24 protein-coding genes and 1 pseudogene are annotated in these 22,919 nt (G+C 47.2%); 11 read left to right on the forward strand and 14 right to left on the reverse strand.

Features of this window, described 5'->3' with window-relative positions; all coding sequences use genetic code 11:
* Positions 1 to 165: 165 nt before the first annotated feature.
* Together ACES2C_RS10885 and ACES2C_RS10890 are read right to left on the reverse strand one after the other, a co-directional pair.
* On the reverse strand, positions 166 to 315 hold the full coding sequence (locus tag ACES2C_RS10885) for a hypothetical protein (RefSeq protein ID WP_374163138.1): 150 nt from the start codon (positions 313 to 315) through the stop codon (positions 166 to 168).
* A 342-nt stretch (positions 316 to 657) separates the two neighbouring features.
* Positions 658 to 966, reverse strand: coding sequence for a hypothetical protein (locus ACES2C_RS10890; protein WP_374163139.1), 309 nt, complete (start codon positions 964 to 966; stop codon positions 658 to 660).
* A 230-nt stretch (positions 967 to 1,196) separates the two neighbouring features.
* Between ACES2C_RS10890 and ACES2C_RS10895 the strand changes: the two genes are divergently transcribed.
* From ACES2C_RS10895 to ACES2C_RS10905, 3 genes are read left to right on the forward strand one after another with little or no spacing between them, the layout of a single operon-like run.
* Complete coding sequence (locus ACES2C_RS10895) at positions 1,197 to 2,372, forward strand: sensor histidine kinase (protein WP_374163140.1); 1,176 nt, start codon at positions 1,197 to 1,199, stop codon at positions 2,370 to 2,372.
* The gene (locus ACES2C_RS10900) at positions 2,369 to 3,082 is read left to right on the forward strand and encodes a LytR/AlgR family response regulator transcription factor (protein WP_374163141.1); all 714 of its coding nucleotides are present in this window, start codon (positions 2,369 to 2,371) and stop codon (positions 3,080 to 3,082) included. Before ACES2C_RS10895 ends, ACES2C_RS10900 begins: the two co-directional genes overlap by 4 nt.
* Positions 3,083 to 3,137: 55 nt before the next feature.
* Complete coding sequence (locus tag ACES2C_RS10905) at positions 3,138 to 3,365, forward strand: hypothetical protein (protein WP_374163142.1); 228 nt, start codon at positions 3,138 to 3,140, stop codon at positions 3,363 to 3,365.
* Here ACES2C_RS10905 and ACES2C_RS10910 read toward each other — a convergent pair whose 3' ends face one another.
* On the reverse strand, positions 3,366 to 4,694 hold the full coding sequence (locus tag ACES2C_RS10910) for an NAD(P)/FAD-dependent oxidoreductase (RefSeq protein WP_374163143.1): 1,329 nt from the start codon (positions 4,692 to 4,694) through the stop codon (positions 3,366 to 3,368).
* A 294-nt stretch (positions 4,695 to 4,988) separates the two neighbouring features.
* Here ACES2C_RS10910 and ACES2C_RS10915 point away from each other — a divergent pair, with 294 nt between their 5' ends.
* Together ACES2C_RS10915 and ACES2C_RS10920 are read left to right on the forward strand one after the other, a co-directional pair.
* The gene (locus ACES2C_RS10915) at positions 4,989 to 6,170 is read left to right on the forward strand and encodes a glycosyltransferase family 87 protein (RefSeq protein ID WP_374163144.1); all 1,182 of its coding nucleotides are present in this window, start codon (positions 4,989 to 4,991) and stop codon (positions 6,168 to 6,170) included.
* 15 nt (positions 6,171 to 6,185) lie between these two features.
* The gene (locus ACES2C_RS10920) at positions 6,186 to 6,812 is read left to right on the forward strand and encodes a polysaccharide deacetylase family protein (protein WP_374163145.1); all 627 of its coding nucleotides are present in this window, start codon (positions 6,186 to 6,188) and stop codon (positions 6,810 to 6,812) included.
* 155 nt (positions 6,813 to 6,967) lie between these two features.
* On the opposite strand, the gene ACES2C_RS10925 is transcribed toward ACES2C_RS10920, so the two are convergent.
* Positions 6,968 to 7,867 carry a CorA family divalent cation transporter gene (locus ACES2C_RS10925; RefSeq protein ID WP_374163146.1) on the reverse strand — a complete coding sequence of 300 codons (900 nt, stop codon included), beginning with the start codon at positions 7,865 to 7,867 and terminating at the stop codon, positions 6,968 to 6,970.
* 121 nt (positions 7,868 to 7,988) lie between these two features.
* Between ACES2C_RS10925 and ACES2C_RS10930 the strand changes: the two genes are divergently transcribed.
* Positions 7,989 to 9,767 carry an aminopeptidase P family protein gene (locus tag ACES2C_RS10930; protein ID WP_374163147.1) on the forward strand — a complete coding sequence of 593 codons (1,779 nt, stop codon included), beginning with the start codon at positions 7,989 to 7,991 and terminating at the stop codon, positions 9,765 to 9,767.
* Between the two features lie 32 nt (positions 9,768 to 9,799).
* On the opposite strand, the gene ACES2C_RS10935 is transcribed toward ACES2C_RS10930, so the two are convergent.
* Entirely contained in the window at positions 9,800 to 9,982 is a 183-nt protein-coding gene (locus tag ACES2C_RS10935) for a hypothetical protein (RefSeq protein ID WP_374163148.1), read from the reverse strand.
* Between the two features lie 516 nt (positions 9,983 to 10,498).
* Between ACES2C_RS10935 and ACES2C_RS10940 the strand changes: the two genes are divergently transcribed.
* Together ACES2C_RS10940 and ACES2C_RS10945 are read left to right on the forward strand one after the other, a co-directional pair.
* A complete protein-coding gene (locus tag ACES2C_RS10940; protein ID WP_374163149.1) occupies positions 10,499 to 11,353 on the forward strand; it encodes an SPFH domain-containing protein in 855 nt (284 codons plus the stop codon).
* Between the two features lie 7 nt (positions 11,354 to 11,360).
* Positions 11,361 to 11,543 (forward strand): Arc family DNA binding domain-containing protein, encoded by a 183-nt coding sequence (locus ACES2C_RS10945; RefSeq protein WP_374163150.1) that lies wholly within the window; start codon positions 11,361 to 11,363, stop codon positions 11,541 to 11,543.
* Between the two features lie 121 nt (positions 11,544 to 11,664).
* Here the strand turns inward: ACES2C_RS10945 and ACES2C_RS10950 are convergent, their stop codons facing one another.
* The 7 genes from ACES2C_RS10950 to ACES2C_RS10980 form a co-directional block, all read right to left on the reverse strand.
* On the reverse strand, positions 11,665 to 12,606 hold the full coding sequence (locus ACES2C_RS10950) for an EamA family transporter (RefSeq protein ID WP_374163151.1): 942 nt from the start codon (positions 12,604 to 12,606) through the stop codon (positions 11,665 to 11,667).
* 61 nt (positions 12,607 to 12,667) lie between these two features.
* A complete protein-coding gene (locus ACES2C_RS10955) occupies positions 12,668 to 13,282 on the reverse strand; it encodes a DUF4375 domain-containing protein (protein ID WP_374163152.1) in 615 nt (204 codons plus the stop codon).
* A gap of 86 nt (positions 13,283 to 13,368) precedes the next feature.
* Positions 13,369 to 14,046, reverse strand: coding sequence for a hypothetical protein (locus ACES2C_RS10960; protein ID WP_374163153.1), 678 nt, complete (start codon positions 14,044 to 14,046; stop codon positions 13,369 to 13,371).
* Between the two features lie 66 nt (positions 14,047 to 14,112).
* Positions 14,113 to 14,937, reverse strand: coding sequence for a 4,5-DOPA dioxygenase extradiol (gene ygiD / locus ACES2C_RS10965; protein ID WP_374163154.1), 825 nt, complete (start codon positions 14,935 to 14,937; stop codon positions 14,113 to 14,115).
* A 66-nt stretch (positions 14,938 to 15,003) separates the two neighbouring features.
* Positions 15,004 to 15,612 carry a YceI family protein gene (locus ACES2C_RS10970; protein WP_374163155.1) on the reverse strand — a complete coding sequence of 203 codons (609 nt, stop codon included), beginning with the start codon at positions 15,610 to 15,612 and terminating at the stop codon, positions 15,004 to 15,006.
* 105 nt (positions 15,613 to 15,717) lie between these two features.
* The gene (locus ACES2C_RS10975; RefSeq protein WP_374163156.1) at positions 15,718 to 16,299 is read right to left on the reverse strand and encodes a Crp/Fnr family transcriptional regulator; all 582 of its coding nucleotides are present in this window, start codon (positions 16,297 to 16,299) and stop codon (positions 15,718 to 15,720) included.
* A gap of 23 nt (positions 16,300 to 16,322) precedes the next feature.
* Positions 16,323 to 16,733: an META domain-containing protein gene (locus ACES2C_RS10980; RefSeq protein WP_374163157.1), complete on the reverse strand. Its 411-nt coding sequence runs from the start codon at positions 16,731 to 16,733 to the stop codon at positions 16,323 to 16,325.
* 178 nt (positions 16,734 to 16,911) lie between these two features.
* Here ACES2C_RS10980 and ACES2C_RS10985 point away from each other — a divergent pair, with 178 nt between their 5' ends.
* Entirely contained in the window at positions 16,912 to 17,967 is a 1,056-nt protein-coding gene (locus tag ACES2C_RS10985; protein WP_374163158.1) for an isoaspartyl peptidase/L-asparaginase family protein, read from the forward strand.
* A gap of 130 nt (positions 17,968 to 18,097) precedes the next feature.
* On the forward strand, positions 18,098 to 18,772 hold the full coding sequence (locus ACES2C_RS10990; RefSeq protein WP_374163159.1) for a lipid-binding SYLF domain-containing protein: 675 nt from the start codon (positions 18,098 to 18,100) through the stop codon (positions 18,770 to 18,772).
* 613 nt (positions 18,773 to 19,385) lie between these two features.
* On the opposite strand, the pseudogene ACES2C_RS10995 reads toward ACES2C_RS10990, so the two are convergent.
* Positions 19,386 to 20,836, reverse strand: a pseudogene (locus ACES2C_RS10995) (IS1182 family transposase).
* 146 nt (positions 20,837 to 20,982) lie between these two features.
* Positions 20,983 to 22,212, reverse strand: coding sequence for an NADP-dependent isocitrate dehydrogenase (locus ACES2C_RS11000; RefSeq protein ID WP_374166943.1), 1,230 nt, complete (start codon positions 22,210 to 22,212; stop codon positions 20,983 to 20,985).
* Positions 22,213 to 22,362: 150 nt separating this feature from the next.
* On the opposite strand from ACES2C_RS11000, the gene ACES2C_RS11005 reads away from it, so the two are divergent.
* Entirely contained in the window at positions 22,363 to 22,812 is a 450-nt protein-coding gene (locus ACES2C_RS11005) for a hypothetical protein (protein WP_374163160.1), read from the forward strand.
* Positions 22,813 to 22,919: the final 107 nt, after the last annotated feature.

A 22,919-nucleotide genomic window follows, 5' to 3' on the forward strand; every position in this document is an offset into this window, starting at 1 on the left:
CGGCAGGTGGCGCGATAGCATGGCTTACTGCGCGAACAAAAGAGTTGATGACGCATGCAGCCCCATGGAGAATCGGTGGCTGCGCTATAGAATATACAAATAAAAAAGGGAGAGCGTTAAGCCTTCCCTTGTTTTCATAGATAGATGTAGGATATATGTTGGATCTTATGCTGCTTGTTTACCCCTCGCGGCAGTATTCGACTGAGGTTTTCGTCCTTTGAAATTGTCGAGGTCCGCTAAGAGCATTTGCATAAGTTGCTTATCTGTGTTTCTTGTCAGTTTATCGATTTGAGTGATGGTTATATCCTTTTTCATAATCACTGAGTTTTAAGTTGAATGTTGTTAAGGTGTATGCTAAAGCCGTGCCACTTGCGTGGAAGTATTTGTGGTTGTCTTGTAATGTTTTAAAATACAGTGCGTTAAAATTTGAAAAGATGTCTGCGTTGAAACGGATAGCTTGTGGGTTAGCTAAACACACTGTGCCTGTTTCAATTAACAAAAAGGACGAACTGCCCTGTTCTGCATACAGTGCGTCTTTCTGTTTCGAGCGAGATGCCCAAACCCCGTCCCGTCCAGTCTCCTGGAAGAGCACCGACAATAGAAGCAGCGCATGGTTTGGAGCGAGATACCCGGAATCCCATCCTTCCCAATAGGTGCTTACTTCTGGAGTTCGTTTGCCAGGAGATTCTTCTGGTTCGAACTATCTGTTCTGCTCATGACGGCGGCCAGCACATCATTCAACTTCTTCTGCATTCCCTGACGATGGTAGGGTAGCTTTTTTCCTGATATTGTTTCCGAGTAAACCGCTCGGCTGCTGTCGTCATAGAACGTGACGACTTGCAACTTTTGGGTCCTGATATTACTTTCGACCACCCAAAACCCTTTTTGAACAGTCTTGCCTTTAGGCTGAGCCTGTACCGCCATCCATGCAGAAACTGTAAGAATTACGAACGTAAACTTTTTCATTGCTTTTGATTTTAGGCCGAAGCTATTATATCCGATGTTCCGTAGAAACCCGGTCCGACATACACAGCCGGCTGATCGATAAAAGGACCTAACCAGCCCACGGATGATCTCAGTGTTCTTTTTCTTGTTATTTTAGACCCTTTTCGGGTCGTTTGTCGACGCAGACTTGCATCTCGTCGATGTTGGCTCCTGCCACTATGATGATAAGCGGAAACAGCGTATTTTAGTACATGCATCCGTCGGGCGATATTTACATCGGGAAGTTGAAAGTCAGCAGGCTCTGGCAGCATGTGTTGTTCTGGATAGCCGCATACAGTGCTATGATGATCGTTTATGGCTACAGCAAAACATCGTACGCCGCCGCTGCGAGGAACAACCTCTTTTATATGCCGGTGCATATGCTTTATTTTTACACCGTATCGTCGTGGCTGATCCCCGTCTACCTGCTCAAGCGGAGATATATTCACTTTTTTATTCGCCTCCTGTTTGTTTTTGTTGGGACGATATACCTGACACGGGTTGTCGATGTGTTGTTTGTTGATCCCTATCTCAAGCGGATTTATGATTCTATTGGATATTGGTACGATAAGACACCGCGCGGGTTCTGGGAGCAAGTCTTCGATCCGGCTTCGTTCTTCGGCGCTTTAAAAGGAGTGAACCTCGTTGTCTGGTTCGGGTTCGCCATTAAGCTGTTTAAGCTCCTGCTGGAGCGCAGAAATGCAGCGCTCGAGGCTGAACTGAACTTTCTGCGCGGACAGATCCATCCTCATTTTCTGTTTAATACACTCAATAATTTGTACGGTCTTACTCTCAGCCATTCCGCAGAAGCTCCCCAGGTAGTTCTTAAGCTGTCGGGCATTTTGAGGTACATGCTGTATGAGTGCAATACAAGTTATATCAAGCTTAAGAAAGAGGTGCAAATGATCTCCGCGTACATAGAATTGGAAAAGATTCGGTACGGAGACCGGCTGGATGTTCAATTCAGTGTGAGCGGTGATTATGAGGACACGGAGATTGCTCCGCTGCTCATTCTTCCTTTCGTAGAGAATGCCTTTAAACATGGGGCAAGCGAACAGGTAGGGACGTGCTGGATCAATATTTACCTGGAGGTGAAAGGGAAGGCGCTCAAGCTGAAGGTGTCAAATAGCAAACCCGAGGAGCAATCAGGGACGCAGCCAGCAGGAGGAGTCGGTAACATCGGACTTAAGAACGTACGAAAACGCCTTGAATTACTTTATCCCGAAGCTTTCAAATTGAAGCTGTTTGATGAAGGTGAGCTGTTTCTGGCGGTACTCGAACTTGAATTGAAACCTTTTAACCACGTATCTGCACAAGGACCCGCCGAAATGGAGGCCTTGTCTTTTGAATATAAATCGCAGGAGCCCATTAACCAGCCTGTATCATGAAACTGAAGGTACTTATCGTGGACGACGAACCTCAGGCAATAGAGGTCATTAAGAACTATATCGAGAATTTTCATAATATTGAGGTCGTAGCCACCTGCAGGAGTGCCATTGAGGCCTATCAGGCACTCAGGCAACGGCCTGTAGATCTGATGTTCCTCGACATCCAGATGCCCGCGCTGAAGGGCACCGACTTCCTGCGGAGCCTTCAGAAACCGCCGCACGTCATCTTTACTACGGCTTACCCTGAGTATGCGCTTGAGGGCTTTGAACTTGATGCCATCGACTATCTGGTCAAACCGGTATCATTCGATCGCTTCCTGAAGGCAATAGACAAGGTCCTTAAGTTATACGAAATGAAGTCGGGCCTCAGCATCGCTGCAGAGCCAGCGGTGGACAAGGATGTCTTCATGTACCTGAAGGTGGAACGGAAGACTATTAAGATTAATGTTGAGGATATCCTGTGGATAGAGAGCCTGAAAGATTATGTGAAGGTGGTTCTCGCAGACAAGGTTTATATCTCAAAACAAAAGATTAGCGTGCTGGAGGAGCTTCTTCCTGAGCAGTTCATCAGGATACACCGCTCTTTTATTGTCTCGGTCCCCAAAATAACCAGCTATTATGCCTACGCCGTGGAGATAGGAGGAAAGGAGCTGCCGGTTGGGCGCAATTACAAGAGCGAGGTGCAGCGCCGCCTTAGAGTCAGTTTTTAATCCTGGTATGAAACATTCCGATTGAGCCTCCGTTTATCCAATAAACTTCTTAACTATGGAACAATTTGATATGCAGGTAATGCTGCCTGATGGCTCTTTTGCCGACTATATTGTGAAAAATGAACGCGATACGGATGATTACCAGGTATTTCAGGGTGAAACTGCTCTCGTTACCTTTGCAGCCGGGAAAAATGGAGAATGGTCTGTTGTTGATAACCCAGGAAATATTGACGGGGACCTGCAGGCCCGTTTGCGCGAACAGCTTAAGGGGCTCAGATCTTGATTACATCTGAGCCTTTGAATTTTCTTCTGCTTCGCGGCAGTCTTCGCTTTTAATCTCTTCGATGGTCTTGTCGCTAAGAAGACTGTAGTACCGTTCCGCGAGCCTGAGGGTTTGGTCAAAGCTGAAAAGCTTATACAGCCAGTTCACAAACACGATCACCCTGTTCTTGCCGCCGTGAAGCAACGAGGCGTGTAAGAGCATCCAGGTCATCCAGGCCAGCACTCCGTTGAGGTGCATTTTAAAGGGCTTCTCCATATCCACTACTCCTCTTCCGCGGGCGATAGTGGCCATGGATCCCTTGTTCTCAAACTCATACTCTTCCATGGGTTCGCCCATCGTGTAGCGGATAAGATTTCGTCCGAGGAACTTGCCCTGAGATTTTGCGACACTCGCCAGCTGAGGGTGCCCCTTCGGATAGAGGGGTGTCTCCATGGTCGCAATATCTCCAATCGCATAAATGTTCGGGGTGCCGATGACCTTGTTGAAACGGTCTACCCGTATCCGTCCCTTAATTACCAGCTCCGGCTCTATGCCCGCGGGGACATTTCCTTTTACCCCGGCTGCCCAGATTAAAGTCTTCGATTTTATGACTCCGCCGTCTGCCAGCATCACGTTCTCCCCATCGTAGTCTTTGACAATAGTCTTCATCTTTTGAATAATACCCAGCTCATTCAGATACTGACTGGCATCTCCGCTGGATTGCGGACTCATATTAAAAAGAGGTTTCTCAAGCCCGTCGAGCAAATAAATATCCATCATCCTGAAATCCAGCTCCGGATAATCCTTGGGAAGCATGTTTTTCCTCATTTCTGATATAGCGCCGGCCAGCTCAACACCTGTGGGGCCCGCGCCTGCAATTACTATAGTCAGATACTTCTTCCTTTCCATCGGGTCGGCCACCTCGAGCGCGTCTTCGAAGTTGTTAATGATCCGGTTCTTGAGTTTAACGGCTTCCAGGGTCGACTTCATCGGTAGAGCCAGTGAAGCCAGCTTTTCGTTGCCAAAGTAGTTGGTGTCGGCTCCTGTGGCAATTACCAGAACGTCATAGGGGTAGCTGCCTGTATCAGTTTCCACAATGTTCTGAGCACGGCGTATCGCCTGGACCCTCGTAATCCGGATCCGTATATTTCTGCTTCTTTGAAAGACTTTTCTGATCGGAAATGAAATACTGCTCGGCTCGAGAGCTGAGGTAGCCACCTGGTAAAACAGGGGCTGGAACTGGTGATAAGTTACTTTGTCAATCAACAGCACCTCAATGCCTTCTCTGTTGTTCAGTTTTTGGGCAAGATCGAGCCCGGCAAAACCTGCTCCTATAATGATCACCTTCATGTTTTCTGTTTTTCGTGAAGTCTGTTTTAAAAGCTTAGAATAGCATTCGGCGTGCTCTGTTCGAGTTGTCAGTTGCGCTCGTGAATGTTTTTCGTAGATATCTATGTTATAGTACAAGCGATAAGGCGATTGGTTTTCGAAGGTGCTGTTGGTCAAGGATCTTTTTACTTCATTTTTGCTTTCGAAAGTTTTACTTTTCTTATTGTTTGTAATATATTTGTTACCATAAAAGGGGCTCGCGAGAGTAAAAATTAGACCTTCACACTTTATTAATTCATGCTTGAAAGGAGCGTAATGGCCGGACCATCGGGCGGGTTCAGGGTCATTTGTTTGTTATACCTGCTTGTTTCTGTTTTCTGTTGGCATTATAAATACTCCAGAGACCGATATAATAACTACAGAATTTTCAAGGGGGTATACACCCACACCCTGGAGGGCAAAAACCTGTACCTTGAATATCCGGCTGAATACGGAGATTCCAATCACTATGGACCAGTTTTTAGCGTAGTGGTAGCGCCCTTTGCTTTACTTCCTGACGGTGCCGGCCTGCTACTTTGGAACCTGGTAAATGCACTGGTGTTTGTAGTAAGCCTTACCCTGCTGCCCCTGCCCCGATCGCGGATCAATCTATTGCTTCTATGGGCTCTCCTTGAGTTTGCCAATTCTCAGCACGCAATTCAGTTTAACCCGATAGTAGCCGCTATGATTGTCCTGACGTTTGTAGCAGTGGAAAGAGGGCAGGACTGGTGGGCCGGCCCGTTGATCGTCCTCGGCGCATTAGTCAAGCTATACCCCATAATCGGGGTTGTCTTCATTCTTTTCTCTAAGCGGAAAGGTGCCTTTGTGCTCTCATGCCTTGTTTCGTTTGTAGTATTCTTTTTTCTGCCTTTGCTGATTACAAATTCCGGTTTCCTCGTTCAGTCTTATTTTGACTGGTTCCATTCACTCCAGCATAAAGATGTACTTAATAAGGCGCTCGATTCGGCTCAGGATTTTTCGGTAATGGGCATAGTAAGGCGTGTTGCCAGTGATCCTTCCATTCCGAATATGCCTATACTACTGGCAGGAGGAGCGATCTTCGTGGCTCCTTTGTTTCTTCTCCGAAACTATGCTCTTCCTGAGTTCAGGCTTCGGGTGCTTGCCTCTGCACTGTTGTTCGTCGTGCTTTTCAGCACCGGGTCTGAGCACCCCACTTACGTTATTGCTGTTGCCGGAGCATTTCTTTCCATGTTGCTCGAAGAAAAGATCTTTACCAAGACCAATATAGCGCTGCTTATCCTGTTGCTGATCCTGACGGGACTGGGGCCAACAGACGTCTTTCCACCGCCGGTGCGCACCGGCATTATAAATCGTTATGCAATGAAGGCATGGCCCTGCCTGGCTGTCTGGCTTATCAATGCGTACCGGATGTTCACTTCGCGCCCTCTAAAACCTGCCGAAGAAAGTGCAGTGCTCAGTATCAGCCACCACAATTAGATAAATATCAAGTCCATGGTTCTATTAAGTTTTGATCTGGAAGAATTTGCCTTGCCGCACGAGTACGGCAAGGCACTTTCAATAGACGAACAGATTGCAATCTCCACAGAAGGAGCCCTTCTGATCCTCGCTATACTTCAATCATTTAATATTAAGGCAACGTTCTTTTGTACGGCTAACTTTGCGCGTCTTAATCCGTCCCTGATATCTCGCATTTGTGCTGATGGCCACGAGGTGGCATCACACAGCTATTTTCATTCTGAGTTTAGAACGGAGCACTACCGTGAGTCGCGTGAGTTTCTCGAGACGATCACCGGCAGGCCGGTCTGCGGGTTCAGGATGCCTCGTATGATGCCTGTGGACGACAGAGAGCTTCAAAAGGCAGGCTATTTATATAACTCGTCGTTTAATCCCACATTTTTGCCCGGTCACTATAATAACCTAAAGGCGCCCAGGACATATTTTATGCAGGATGGCATTCTTCAGATACCGGCCTCCGTTAGCCCCCAGTTGAGAATTCCTTTGTTCTGGCTTTCTTTTCATAACTTCCCTTTACCTTTTTATGAGCGGCTTTGCGAGCGTACCTATAAGAAGGATCGCTATTTAAATCTTTATTTCCATCCATGGGAGTTCACCAATTAAGGGACCGGCAAAAGCTGGGGATACCTTTTTACGTTGCCCGAAACTCGGGAGAAGACATGGCCCTGCGATTTAGAAAACTTCTCGCCTGGATGCGCGATAAGAAATACAGGTTTGGCCGCTTTCAGGATTTTATGGAGCAAGTAAGAGTGGAACACTCAGAGCCAACCTTTCTTCTTGAACCAGATGTAGATCCCCACGGTAATTATTCCCATCAGGATTAGGACTCCGGGATACCCGAAGTGCCATTCCAGCTCGGGCATGTATTTGAAGTTCATCCCGTAGATCCCCACTATAAAGGTCAGTGGCATAAAGAACACGGAGAAGATCGTTAACACTCTCATGATCTCGTTGGTGCGCTGAGAGGAAGTGGAGAAATAGGCGTTCAGTAACTGGTTAATATTGTCGTACAGCCCGTCGTAGACGCTTTGTAGCTTCACATAAAGGTCGCGGGTATCGCGGGTATTCACATTGCCCTGCTCCTCGGTGTCAATATGATCAATAATATCGGATGACAGGATCAGCATCCGCCTCACCAGGTCTATTTTCCTGCGCAGATAGTACAAGGGTTTCAGCAGAGATACTTTCCTGTTCCGCAGGAAGACGTTTTCTTCATAATAATCAATCGCTTTGGCGATCTTGCTGGACGGCCCATCGTAGGTAAGCAGGCAATTTTTGATCAGGGTATTGAGCAGTGCATTCATGCTCTTTAGCTTATTGCTGCTCACGAGGGAATACATCTCACTGATCATCTTCTGTTCTTCCCTGTGGATGGTAATGATATAGTCCTTGGAGTAAAATATCGCGATCTTGTCGGTTAATTCCTGAACCGTGTCGGCTTCAAGATCCTGCTGCTCGGCATATATTCTGAAAATGATGAAGGAGTATCCGTCCACCGCCTCGTATTTGGGCAAGTGATCGGGTTGCAGACAGTCGTGTACCGACGTTTCATGGAGTTTATATTTCCACGCTATTTTCTGTAATTCTTCCTTTTCAGGGTGCGCCACATCAATCCATTCAAACCCGTGCCCGGCTTTGCTAGTAAGCTCCTTAACCATGCAACTAAAATAGAAAAATAGTGCGAGGGAGGGAGGCTGAGCCTTTAAACTATTTTCATCCCGCTTTCTGGCCACTGCTCCTGAAGGTTTTTGTAACTTGCATGCCGTTAATATCAATACAATGACATATCCAGATAAATTAGCGGGTATACGCAGACAAATGAAGAAGGATGGTGTTGATGCTTACATCATCCCCTCTGCCGACCCTCATATTAGTGAGTATCTGCCCGATCGTTACAAGTGCATTGCTTTTACCTCAGGCTTTAGCGGATCTGCCGGCACACTGGTCATTACGCAAGACTTCGCAGGTCTATGGACCGACGCCCGTTATTTCGTACAGGCCGATGAGCAACTGAAGGGCAGTGGGTTTGAACTAGTGAAATTGCAGGCCCAGGCGATGCCCGAATACATCAACTGGCTAATTTCCGTCCTTCCTGAAGGTGCTGCAGTGGGTTTTGACGCAACCCTCATTTCAGTACAGCTTGCCCAGTTGCTTGAGACAGAGCTGTCTTTTGCTTCCATCGGAATTAAAAGTGACCGCGATTATCTGAGTGAGATATGGGAAAGCAGGCCCGATCTTCCTGCGAACAAGGCTTTTCTCCTGGATCTCTCCATAACCGGTAAGCCGACCACTCAGAAGATCAGCGAAATCAGGGAAGCTTTAAAAAAATACCGCGCGGCTTATCACCTGGTCTCATCTCTTGACGATATTGCATGGATCTTCAATATCCGGGGAACGGATGTAAAGTGTAATCCTGTAGTCCTTGCTTTTGCTTTGTTCACGCCTGATGCTGTATCGCTCTTTATTGAGCCCAACAAGCTGGAGGCGGGCGACAGGGAAGAGCTTCAAAAGGCGGGTGTTCAGTTGAGGGGCTACCAGGAGATCACCGCTGCTTTAAATGCCATCCCCGCGGATGCTACTATTCTGATAGATCCTAAAAAGAATTGTTATGCCCTTATGCAGGCCCTGCCTCAGTCGGTCAAGGTAGTGCTGGATACGAATCCAAGCACGCGCTTTAAGGCTGTCAAGAATGAAACGGAAGTGTCTAACACCCGCGAGACCATGATAAAAGATGGAGTTGCGTTAACCCGTTTCTTTAAATGGCTGGAAGAGAACATCGGAAAGGAGAGACTGACCGAAATCTCGGTGGCTGAGCAGCTGTATAAGTTCAGAGCAGAACAAGAGGGCTTTGTTGGGGAAAGTTTCGATACCATTGCTGGCTATCGCGAACATGGAGCTCTCCCTCATTATAAGGCGACTCCTCAGAGCGATGTCGAACTACATCCGGAAGGGCTCTTTTTACTGGATTCAGGTGGCCAGTACCGCAAGGGAACAACGGATATTACACGCGTCGTTTCTCTCGGAAAGCTTACTGCCGAAGAGAGCCGCGATTACACCCTTGTACTCAGAGGAATGATCGAAGGTTCGACAGCCCGTTTTCCAAAGGGCAGTAAGGGATACCAGATAGACGCCATCACAAGAAAGCCTATGTGGGATCATGCCCTCAACTATGGTCATGGAACAGGTCACGGGGTGGGCTACTTTCTCAATGTTCACGAAGGTCCGCAGATCTTTAATCCTTCAAACCTTCCCATAGAGATCGAGCCGGGAATGATCACTTCTGTAGAGCCGGGCCTGTACCGTCCTGGTCGGTATGGTATTCGCATTGAAAACCTCGTCCTTGCGGTGAAGGATCAGATTAACGAGTTTGGAGAGTTTTACACATTCGAAACCTTGACGGTGTTTTTGATCGATACCGCTCCTGTAGTGAGAGAACTTCTTGAGCCCTCTCATATCAACTGGCTGAATCAATATAACCAGTGGGTCGTGGAGAAACTTAGTCCCCATCTTACTGAAGACGAACGAAGCTGGCTGGAGGAAAAGGCACGAGCGATTTAGGATAAATTAAGGCGGACATACATCCGCCTTAATTATTTCTCCTGGTCGTAATCACTGTCACTATCCAGGGAGAGCTCATCTTCCTTGTAGATCTTGAACACGTCGTCTCCCTGAAGCTGTACTTTTACCTCTCCGGAGCCGTCATCTTCACTCATTTCAACGGTGCCCTTGCCTTCCGGAGTAATTACCTTGTCGCCGAACTTGAACTTCGCCATAGTTTAGTTTTTAGTTTAAATTTTAACGTTGTATCAGAAGAACAGAGAAACGCAACAATCGTTTGTAAACGCTGCAATTATAGTGCGCTGTGTTTTTTGAAAGCCGCTTGTATGCTGAGACCGTTAGCTTGTTGTTGAAAGGTTGGCAAGGGGGATGTGCTGACTTGTTAATCGATGTTCTAAAAGCTCGGGTGAAAGTTAGTTGTGCCTTGCTATTGCCCGCAATTCTTTATTGAAAGGTGGGGCGGTGGGATCAGTGACGGAGCGCTTCAGATGGATAATTTGTTCTTTCAAATGCCCAGAACGAGCCGCCTCATTAAATTTAACGCCCAGGATCAGCGTGCCCTGTGCCTTTATAAGTTTTTCGTTTTCCTTAATTAGCCCGTAATTCTTCTCCTCGATCAGCCTGCTTTTATCGCTCTTTGTAAGGGAAGCAAATGAATCGTTTTTTACTTGACAGCCTCTAGTAACTTTCTTTATATTTGATATTATTATGATATCAAAACAATTGAATTTATGAAAACTGAAAAAAGCGTCTCTGCTATGAATGGCTACCTTGTGGCTGTTCTGTTTCTTGTTGTTTCTGCAGTGGTCTGTATTTTTGTTGACGTGAGGCCTGAAATCCTGGTTTCCATACTGGCACCGCTGCTGGTTCTGGTTGCCAGAGGTCTTCTGATAGTAAGTCCAAATACGGCTGCCGTGCTGCTCCTTTTCGGAGATTACCGCGGAACGGTCAATCGGAACGGACTCTTTTGGGCCAACCCTTTTTGTCGCCGGACCTTCATCTCCTTACGGGCACGGAACTTTGAAAGCGAGAAGATAAAAGTGAATGATAAGATGGGCAATCCGATCCTGATCAGCGTTATTCTTGTCTGGAAGGTAAAGGACACGTTCAAATCTTCATTTGAAGTTGATAACTACGAAAACTTTATCAGGGTTCAGACGGACTCTGCGGTAAGAAAGCTGGCCGGAAGTTTTCCATACGATCATTTTGAAGACGAAAGGGCGACTATTACCTTGAGTACGAATTTTGATGATGTGAACAAAGCGCTCGAATCGGAAATCGCTGAACGGATGGAAATTGCAGGAATTGAAGTGATTGAAGCAAGGATTGCCTATCTGGCCTACGCACCCGAGATTGCGCACTCGATGCTTCGCCGTCAGCAGGCCTCGGCAATTGTTGCTGCCCGGCATAAAATTGTGGAAGGAGCTGTCGGAATGGTTGACAGTGCCTTAACTCTGCTATCTGAAAAGCAAATTATAGAGCTCGACGAAGAAAAGAAGGCAGCAATGGTAAGCAACTTAATGGTTGTTTTGTGCGGGGACAGAGAAACACAGCCCGTTGTGAATACAGGAACATTACATCAGTAGAGAAAGTATGGGGGAGAAGAAGTCATTTGCCTTGAGAATAGATGCAGAGAGCATGAAGGCGATAGAGAAGTGGGCTGCAGATGAATTTCGTAGTGTGAACGGACAGATAGAATGGATGCTGCATCGCTCTTTAAAGGAGGCGGGAAGGTTGAAAAAAGCGGATGAGGGTGGAACGAAGGATCAAAAATAACAGGGCCGGAGATGGCCGGCCCTGCCAAAAACAAAAAAGATATATATGATGATTTACTGTGTGTCAAATATGGCACACACAGATGAAGATCAGGTGAAGAAGGAAAATAGCTGCTGTGTGCCTAGTTCAGGGATTTTGCCTTCTTGTATTTGGCAAGATTAATTAACAGGACGCTTCCGAGGATGATTATCAGACCAATCACCTGTAAATACGAGACTTTTTCATTTGCAAAGAAAACGCCCAGAAGCACGGCAATCACAGGGTTCACATACGCATAGGTACTTACCTGAGTAGCAGGGCGTACCTGCAGCAGCCAGACGTATGCACTGTAGGCCGCTATCGAACCCATCAGGATCAGGTAGATCAGGGCAAGCCATCCTTCTGCCGGGACTTCGCTGAGAGTTACGTGCCTCGATTCTCCGGTCAAAATACTGCAGGGAACAAAGAAAATACCGGCCATGATCATCTGCCAGGCTGTACTTACTGTTGCAGATCCTCCTTTTGAATTGTATTTAGAATATAGCGAGCCGCCCGACCAGGCCGCGGAAGCGAGAACAAGCAGCGCGAGCCCCAGCATTTTAGGTGCCTGACTCGTCACGTGGATTGAATTGGATATCTGTTCCCAGAAGAGCAGGACCACGCCCAGGAACCCTGAAAATAATCCCGTGAGCGTACTTACATTAGTCAGGTTCTCTTTCCACCGCGGTACATCAAGCAGCACAAACCAGACCGGTGAAGATGATACCATGATTGCCACCATGGCACTTGGCATAAACTGTTCTACCCAAATTACCGCACCATTACCTATAAAGAGTAAGAGAAAGCCCGTTACCGCAGCAGTCTTTAACTGTGCCGGCTCAAATAACTTCTCCTTTTTAGCTCCGCACCACGCCAGAAGTAGAACACCTGCCGTAAGGAATCGCATAGCTCCCATGAGGAACGGAGGCAGATGAGCGACTGCTTTTTGAATAAAGAAATAGGTGGAGCCCCATACAACGTAAACCGTAGCAAAAGCAAGGATCACGAGAAGGGCAGGGGCATGGGAACTTTTGGTGGCAGACATACTCGGGTCTTCAGCTTCTGAATTGACAGAAGACGCGAATGTAGAAATTATATTTCGAAGACTAGTTTGCTTTAAAGGCTTTTTTGCTCTTTCTGATATACGATATTTTCAATTTGCCGAGCTCTTCCCTGTCGTATAAATTGAAGAATTCTTCGTCAAGGGCCTTCAGATTATCAGAGATTCCTTCCTGTTTGTAGATAGTATGTGCTTTTTTAATCAGAGCTGCAAAAAGAGGGGCTTTTACCAGGCGGAACGATTCTTCGGCCATGTCACCCAGCCGGGCAGCTGAGCCCGAATAAAGCTGGCTGAACCCCCCGTTATTTACCTCCGCTTCGATCTGGGAAACTACATACACCGCCCTCGCCGCTTCAGATTCATTCTGAAGCACCTCGGTCTCATTGCTGAGCGTCCAGTTCATCTTTGACCTCATGTAGTCATTAATCACCTGGCAAAGTCTGGCATCGGGAGTTGCATCGATTACCTGCGGACTGAGTGAGGAGTAAATGGTCCGGCTTTTATATTCCTTCGCAGAAGCAAGCACCTGTCCCGCCAATCCTCCATCCATTCCTGACGAGTCAGAGAAATTCTGAGCTTTACACTCGCACAGGCAGAGGTACCCGGCCACCGCCACGAGAGATAAAATCCGTAATTTTTTAATACTTCCGTTTAATCGCATTGGTTTATAACAAGGACGTGCAATATACAAACGTTTTGCAATAAAACAATGTTTTAAACCTTTTGATAATCAGCTCTGAAAATGACTTAAAGCCGTTTTGAAAGGACAGATAAGGAGGTTTTTAAGACCGGGCTCCTACCGTGCTTCTTGTCGTCTTCCCTGTCCCTGAAAGTGACTACTGCTCTTAGCCGGCCATACTCGTCAGGAATAATGCCGCTGTGTATGCTTAAAGTGCCTTCTTCGCCTTTCCAGCGGTATTCATGAGCCGGAAATATTTCCCCGTTTTCGAGGTCGTCAAAAGCGTTAGTGCCGTTAAAGAAGAAGGGGTCGAGCACTGCCTTCCCCGTACGCAGATATTCCTGCTTGCCGTTTAAAGAACTCGTGAAACGGAAAATGAGATTCGTATAGTTTGTTCGCTTTATGCTGAGCCGGAAGCGCTGTGCGCGGCTGGTGCCCGTAAACGTGTATTCTTTATGCCCCTCCAGGTGTAAAGGGAAAGGAATCGTGTCTTTTTCTGCAATAAGCGTTCTTTCTTTGAGTAAAATACTGCCCCGATAGGAGCCAAGACCGGCGATAAATTCCTTGTCATAGGAACCAGCATCGGCCGATATGCCCCTCACGCGCCCAGAGACGAAGGATACGGAATCTTTGCCATCTGAGTTCCCGTTCAAATGGCTGCAGCCGGGAAAGGAAGCGGCAGCGGCGACAGCGAATAAAAGTGCACGGATCTTATGCAGGGACGCGCGATAAATGCAGAAGCTCATAGGCCTTCACGGTATGGGATGCTTTCCTCACCATCAAGATAAGAAAAGTCAGGGAATCGCGCAAAACTAACCGATCTTCACAGAGGTCATCGTAAGGGACCCGCCAATGGCTTTATCATTAAAAATTGTAATATCGTCGGCCTGCTTCTTTAAACCCATAACATACAACAAGGGAAGATAGTGCTCGGGCGTTGGTATCGCAAGTAAGGCTTCTTTTCCAAGGCGGTCATAGTTGATCAGGGATTGGTAGTCGTTATTCAGAATAAGGCCCTTGAATTTCTCGTTGATCTCCAGCGTCCAGTCGTAGCCGCCCCCTTCCATCATATCCCAGGAAAGGAGCCGCAGATTGTGGACGATATTCCCGCTTCCGATGATAAGAACGCCTTTTCTCCTCAGATCGTAAAGCTCAGCCGCCAGCTGGTAATGATAGGAGGCCGGCCTGGTATAGTCAAGGCTCATTTGAAGAACCGGAATATCGGCTTGGGGGTACATGTGCCTGATGATGGTCCACGCTCCATGGTCCAGCCCCCAGTCATGATCTTCCGTTATTTGCGCTGAATGAACAAGGTGCGATACTTCCCTGGCTAACAAAGGACTGCCGGGAGCCGGATAATTCACCGCGAATAGCTCAGGCGGAAATACCCGGAAGTCATGTATAGTCCTGGGAAAGTCCATCGCCGTAATTTGCGTGCCTCTGGAGCTCCAGTGCGCAGATATCACAAGGACGGCTTTCGGCACCGGGATCTCGCTGGCCATCTTTTTCCATGTCCGGCTAAATTCGTTATCCTCAATTCCGTTCATAGGAGAACCATGGCCGATAAATAAGACCGGCATTATCCTTCCCTCAAGCGGAAGTGTTTTGATGACAGTGTCGAAAAGTCCCGGTTTCATAATGTGTCTTTAAATGTAAAGTCAGGACAGGATGACCCGCCCTGACTTTATTTTTTATTAGCGTGTTTATTTAGCAGCCGTGGCAGCAGGCGCTTTTTGCTGAGTCAGTTCCAGTTTCAGGTCAATGGTGACATCCTTGCCTACAGTAGCACCGCCGGCCTCTGTCAGGGCATTCCACTTCAATCCGTAGTCAAACCGGTTGATCACTCCCGTAGCCTTGAATCCGGCCTTGGTATTTCCATATCCGTCTTTTGCTGTTCCTCCGTAAGTAACACTAAATTTGGCTGGTTTGGTTACTCCGTGCAGGGTCAGATTGCCCAACAGCGTGTACTTGTTTCCACTTACTTTTTTGAATGAAGTGCTCTTGAATGACATCTGTGGATACTTCTCGGCGTCAAAAAAATCGGCACTTAACAAATGCTTGTCCCGGTCGCCATTCTCTGTGTCGATGCTCTTTACATCCACGTTGAAGTTGATTGCTGCGTTGTTGAAGTCCGGAGTTTTGCTAACGATGGTGCCTTCGAAGTTTTTAAACTGTCCTTCCACTTCTGAAATAACGAGGTGGGGAACCGAGAACTTCACAGTAGAGTGTACCTTGTCGGCTGCCCATTTAGTTTGAGCGAATAGGGCAGAGTTTGCTAACAGAATAGCTGCTGATAAAATAATCTTTTTCATCTTGATTTGTCTTTGTATTAACTTTTGTTGCTGATACAAAGATAGGACGGCAGAAAGGCCTGCGCATTGATATGAAATAAGAAATGGCGTTGATCTAAATCAACGTCAGCGCGAAAGCAGCACCTGCTTTCTGATGCGGCTCAGGGTTTCCGGAGTAATGCCGAGATAGGAAGCAATCATGTGCTGAGGGACACGCTGAATGATGTCGGGCTGAGCCTTGATCAGTGAGGTGTACTTCTCCTCCGCCGTCTGACAAAGGGAACTCACCAGACGCCTTTGGGTGGCGATAAAGTTGTTTTGCAGGAGAATCCTGAAATAGCGTTCAAGCTTTGGCACTTTATCAAACAGCTCTTCCCAGGCATGTTTGTTAATCACCAGAATGGTGGAGTTCTCCAGTGCCTCGATGTTATAGAGCGTGCGTTCTCCTGTCAGGAAGCTGAAGTTATCGGTGATCCACCACCCCGCGAAAGCAAATTGGATGGTCAGCTCGCCGTTCTTCTCGTTGGCGGCGAACATTCTCAGAGCACCCTCGTTCACGAAGGCAAGATACCTCGCCACATCGTCTTCCTGCATGAGATATTGGTGCTTGCGCAGCTTTTTTATACTAAAGGACGCTTTGCAGATCTCAAACTCCTCGTTCGTGATGGGCACCTTTTCGCGTATCTTCTGATGCAGCAGCTCAAACATGCTGTAAAGATACCATTTTTACCTTATTGCCGCCTCGCTTTTAGTGTTATAAGCAGCTCGCGTCCCTGGTAAAGGTCAAGCTGTCCGTTGTTGATTTTATAGCGCGTAGCACTTTCAAGCGCGCGGAAGAATGCGTTCTCGGTATCCAGCTGGTCGCAGGCCATTTCGGTATGCATAATTTCTTTGATGCTGATGTTATTTCCCGTAGTGGAATAGATCCCTCCAAATCCGTTGCATCCCCCGTTCCCATTTACCTGCCCCCGCTCTTTTCCGAAGACAATGTAGGATTTGGCAGCGCTCACTTTGCTCTGCCTGACTGCGCTCAGCACCCATTCTTTTCCTTCTAATGTTTCAGTGGTTAGTGCTGACCTGCTTCCTGTGCAGGATGAAAGCGTGCTGATGGCGATAAGTAACGGTAGTAATGTCTTAAACATATCTGATACGAATGAGTTGAACGATTAATACGGTTAGTTCGGCCATTTTGCTACAGGCGCTGCTAATTTAAGTAAACGTTCTGCCGTTTGGCCTTAATGAGTAAGTTTGTGCATGATGGTGAACGGCTTGGGCCGCAGCCGATGTGAGCGCCACCCCATTAAAGATAAATTGACACAAATGAAAAAGATCTTCCTCTTCTCCGCTTTGCTTTCCCTGTTATGTTCATCGTCTGAGGTTATCGGACAGACCGTACAGCAAGGGAAATATGTACTGGTGATTCACGGGGGCGCTGGCACTATCCTCAGGAAAAATATGACATCCGAAAAGGAGCAGGCTTACCGCCAGGTGCTGACGCTGGCCCTGGAAGCCGGGTACAAAGAGATCAGGGCAGGAAAGAGGAGCCTCGATGCCGTCGAAGCCGCCATACACGTGATGGAGGACAGCCCCTTGTTCAACGCCGGCAAGGGGGCGGTATTTACACATGACGGAAGGAATGAGCTGGATGCTGCAATTATGGACGGAAAGACATTGGCTGCGGGCTCGGTAGCAGGAGTGACCACCATCCGCAACCCCATCAGTGCAGCCCGCGCCGTTATGGAAAAGTCGGAGCACGTGATGATGACCGGTCGTGGTGCGGAGCAGTTTGCAAAAGAAGCGGGACTTGACATCGTAGCCCCTTCGTATTTTCGTACGGAAGAACGTTGGCAGGGCTTGCAAAAAGCGATCAGAGAAGATTCTTTACGCGCAAAGCTCGATCATGATGATAAGAAGTCATCTCTGCTGGGGATCCGCAGCGTCGATTATAAGTTCGGGACAGTAGGAGCGGTAGCTCTCGATAAGGAAGGTAACCTGGCTGCAGGCACTTCTACCGGCGGGATGACCAACAAGAAATACGGCCGTATAGGCGACGCTCCTGTCATTGGCGCCGGAACCTACGCGAGCAATGCTACCGCAGCCATCTCCTGTACCGGATGGGGCGAGTTCTTTATCCGGTCGGTAGTGGCCCACGATATTTCTGCCCTCATGGAGTACAAGGGGGCCAGCCTTTCTTCTGCCGCCAAAACCGTACTCGCTAAGGTGGAAAAGCTGGGCGGCGACGGAGGACTAATCGCGTTGGATAGGAAGGGTAATATGACCATGCCTTTTAATACCGCTGGCATGTATCGGGGATGCGTCACAGCTGATGGGAAGATCGAGGTGTGGATCTACAAAGATCAGGATAATGTTAAATAATGTTAATTGACACGCTTTCCGAAATTGCTAACTTCTTAGGAATGTACTCAATACGTGAAAGTTCCGCACCGAAGCTCCTGTCCCGATTTGGCTCTTTTATCCTCTTTGGTAACTTTGAATTATGAAAACGATGAAGAGAATAGTATTTGCAGCACTCATGCTGTCAGGAATCCTGATAAGCGTATCTGCCGGTGCCCAGCAAAAAGAAGTGAAGAAGATCGAGGCTTCTGCTTCTGTCCTTAAAGAATTCGGAAAAATGAAAGAGTCGATCCCCGCACAGCTGCTGGAGGTGACTGAAGGGATTGTGATTATCCCCAAAATGATAAATGCCGGACTGGTAATAGGGGGTAAGCGGGGGAAGGGTCTTGCGATGGTAAAAGGGGATGACGGCAAATGGAGCGACCCCGTTTTTATTACGCTTACCGGCGGTAGTTTCGGTTTTCAGGCGGGCGTGCAGTCGGTAGACCTGGTACTGATTTTTAAGAACAAGGAAAGCCTGATGGATATTTCCAAGTCGAGCTTTACCCTCGGGGGAGACATTTCTGTTGCAGCAGGACCGGTGGGAAGAAGCTCATCAGCGAGTACAGACTATAAGCTAGAAGCAGAAGTTTATTCCTATTCCAGAAGCAAGGGACTGTTTGCAGGTATAAGTCTCAGCGGTGCCGCCCTGGAGATTGACCATCTTGCCATAGAAGATTACTATAAGAAAGCCGTAAGTCCAAAGACGCTCTTCTCAGGAAGTTCAAGGGCGAAGGCTCCTGAAGTAGAAAAGCTTCGGTCTACCCTAAGCGGACTCTATCAATAGGGCTGGGAGGCCTGAGACCGCCCTGCTGAGATACTCACTCCAAATGAGATAAGCTGGCTTGAGGTATTTCGAACATTGCACACACAAGCCTTTTAAAGAGGCGCGGAAAGCCGGATCCTTATAGTGTCCGGCTTTTTATTTGGGCTAGCGCTTTCTTAAACTCCCGTTGCTCTGCGCTTTTGGCTGCACTCGTTCTGATCGCTTTCAATTCGTTTTCATCGGCTTCCGAATAGAATTTGAGTCGATACAGTAAACGGGCTAGTGTATCATAGTAGGTCGCGTTGGGAGCTAGTTCAAGAGATCTTCTGCTCCATTGCACCGCACGAAACAGCATGTACAGTTACCTTCCTTCTCGTCGATTGCGGTCTGGTTACCCTGCGGTCGTCGCTATGCTTCTCAAGGCAAGCCGGTATCTTAAAAGAAGAGGCCGACTAAAAAGCCAGGGCACTGAAAAAGCAGCTCAATAATGCTGTATTAAAAAAGCGATCAAGAGAAAGGCAACTTTTACTTGGTCGCTTTTCTTTTTGTCCACTATTTGGTTGGGTGGTTTTTTATAGCCGATACAGGCGTATACAGAACAGATTGGGCAATCGGGCGTGATTTTTCCGGGAACTTAGTTGATCAGTTTGATGATCCTTTTCAGATTTACAGTAAAGATGGCCAGTGCGCCCTGCATCTGCATATTTTCGATGCCATAGGCTATCGCCCGGCCATAGCCATGAACGTTTTTTAGTTCACTGTTCTTGGCTTCGACCTTATACCGGTGTTTGATCTTCTGCTTATACTCGTCTGTTTCCTGAAATGCCATCTGCTGCAGGTGCGTGTCTGATTTTATACTAACCGAGTAGGTTTTGAACTTTGCTCCGGGCCTATAGCAATTCTCTCTCAATGGGCAAACCTTACACTTTTCAACATCAAAGTAATAGGTGTCCACCTGGTTTTCTCCAATATTTTTTTCCCGCAACGTGCCTTTCGGAAGGCCAGATGTCCCGCCGGGCAGACGAACATATCAGCGTCCTTATTGTAATCGAACTTATCTTCTTCTTTTCTGACCCCCTGGGTGATGGCAGGGTTCAGTTTGGCCACCGTTTTGATGCCTTGTCCATTCATTAAGGCAAGGTTATCTTTCCCTGAATAAGCTGAATCGCCGATGACCGTTTCTACTTTAATGCCATTTTGCTGACTGATCTCCAACAGTTTGGGGAGTTGGGGGCCATCGCCCTTTTCCCCTGAAGTAACTACAGCAGCAGTGATGATGCGCTCCTTTGTCATCGCCAAATGGGTCTTGTAACCAAAGAATGAACTATCAGCTGATTTATGGCCTGTTTTGGCATCCCTGTCTTTGGATAATGTATAGTGTTCCTGCGTATCTGCCACCGTCTCTTTCAACAGATTCAACTTCTCTTTTACCGACGGTATCTGGCTTAGCGTCTTGTCAGCTTCGATACACTTTTCCAATGCACTGCAATAGGCCAGTTCTTTATCCAATTCCTCTGTGCTGTTCTTTTCAGGCATTATTGCTTTCATGTCTTCATCTATCGCGTATACCGCTTTGCGCAGTAGCTTTGAACGCTCCCGTAGTACTTCCAAGGCTGAATAAGGGTTTGACCTCGACAGGGAATGGGTAGCATCAACAATGATAGACTTTGACCGGATGATCCCTTTTTCAATAGCTATTGTTACTGTTTTATTAATGAGCAGGTTTAACAGATCATTATCCTTTAACCGCAGCTTCCTGAACTTTGTTAATGAACTGGGGTCGATAACTCCTTCCTCAGGCGACATATCAAGGAAATATTTGAAGGACATATCATACTGCGAACGCTCAACAACATCCACATCCGAAACCGTATAGATCGTTTTCAACAACAGGTATTTGAACATTCGCACAGGGCTTTCAGCCTTCCTGCCGTTGGTCATGCAATATTTGCTGACCAGTTCTTCATAGATAAATGTAAAATCTATCAGGTCGTTGATCTTACGCAGAAGATTGTCTTTGGGAACGATCAGGTCATATAGCCCTGAAAACGCGCTGAACTGTATCTGTTGTTGTTGGGCAAGCATCTTAGTGTCTTTCTTTCGACACTTTAAGATACAAAAAAGGAGCAGAAAACCCTCGTCTTCTACTCCTTTTGTCCCTTAGAACTTTTTCAGTGCCCTCTAAAAAGCCGGCCTCTTCTTTTGTTCCAGTAAAATGAAATGCGACGTTATTATTTAGCGAGTTTTGCTTTCAGATTCTCATTAATTGCTTCAAGGAACTCTTCGGTGTACAGGTAGTCTGTACCGTGCTCCACCTTCGGCTTAATGGTAATCGCAAGGTCTTTTGTCATCTTGCCGCTCTCTACCGTTTCAATACAGACCTGTTCTAAAGCGTGGCAGAAGTTGATCAGCTCCTGGTTGCCATCCAGAATACCACGGAATTCCAGACCGCGCGTCCATGCAAAGATTGACGCGATAGGGTTCGTCGAAGTAGGATTTCCTTTCTGGTGTTCGCGGTAGTGACGGGTTACGGTACCGTGAGCTGCTTCAGCTTCCATGGTTTTGCCATCTGGCGTAACCAGGGTCGAAGTCATCAGACCGAGAGATCCGAAGCCCTGTGCTACCGTGTCTGACTGCACGTCGCCATCGTAGTTTTTACAAGCCCAAACGAAATTACCGTTCCACTTCAAGGCAGAAGCCACCATGTCATCAATCAGACGATGCTCATAGGTCAGCCCGTTCTGGTCGAACTCTGCTTTGAACTCCTGCTCATAAACTTCCTGGAAGATGTCTTTAAAGCGTCCGTCGTATTTCTTCAGAATGGTGTTTTTAGTAGAAAGGTATAAAGGCCATTTTTTCATCAATGCCTGGTTAAAGCAGGCCCGGGCGAAGCCTTTGATAGATTCGTCGGTATTGTACATGGCCAGAGCCACGCCATCGCCTTTGAAGTTGAACACCTCGTAGCTTTGCGTCTCGCCGCCGTCTTCAGGAGTGAAGGTGATGGTGAGCTTTCCCTTGCCTTTAGTCACGAAGTCAGTTGCCCGGTACTGGTCGCCAAAAGCATGACGGCCAATGCAGATAGGAGCGGTCCAGTTCGGAACCAGGCGAGGTACATTCTTCATCACGATCGGCTCGCGGAATACAGTCCCGTCAAGGATATTACGGATCGTCCCGTTGGGCGACTTCCACATTTGCTTCAGATTAAACTCCTTCACTCTGGCCTCATCAGGAGTGATGGTAGCACACTTGATACCAACACCATACTCTTTTATAGCGTTAGCTGCATCAATGGTAACCTGGTCGTTTGTTTCGTCCCTGTATTCAATGCCCAGATCGTAATATTTGATATCCAGATCAAGATACGGAAGGATCAGTTTGTCTTTGATAAACTTCCAGATGATGCGGGTCATTTCATCACCATCCAGCTCTACAACGGGGTTGGTTACTTTGATTTTTTGTATAGACATAGTTGAATTTGTTTTGGTATTAGTTCTGATTTCCCAAAGATATAAATTTTGTATTCACAGATATGTTTGCGCAATTTTCAATCGCATTTATTACAAACATTTAACAGCCGATAATCCTTTTAAGAGTAGATAAATCTAGATGATATGAATGACAAGAATAAATTCTATCCCGGGTTTAATGATGAAAACCTTGATAGAGATAAAAAGATGCGTGAGGACGGTGCCGATGTGGGCCAGAACGATCTTTCATATAACGAAGAGACCGACAGTTTCGAGATCGATGTGAATAGCGAAGACGGTGACTACGATCATCCCGATCCCTATAATACTGCTGCGCCTAACGGAACCGACTTCGACTCGGATTACGACGAGGCTAACCTTACCGCAGTAGACGAATACCGGCGGGTCAATGATGACGTGGAGCCCGGAGTTGAAGAATACGGGATGCACATCGACAGTGGTAAGATAGCGAAGCTTGACGATCTGGATGAGGAACTGGCGCGCACGCCTGAAGACGACCGTGACGATCTCGACGAGGAAGGTTATCCTAAAAATGATGCTGCTGATTCCGGGGATAATGAGTATCTGAAGTAAGTTGTAAGTAATAAGTACTAAGTAATAAGTGGTAAGTGATAAGCCGGCTTATCGCCTATTGGATCAGCGGTCGTGGTTCAGATTCGCAGTTGGAAAGCCCGTATTCA

Source organism: Arcticibacter sp. MXS-1 (genome assembly GCF_041902385.1).
Taxonomy (GTDB): domain Bacteria; phylum Bacteroidota; class Bacteroidia; order Sphingobacteriales; family Sphingobacteriaceae; genus Arcticibacter.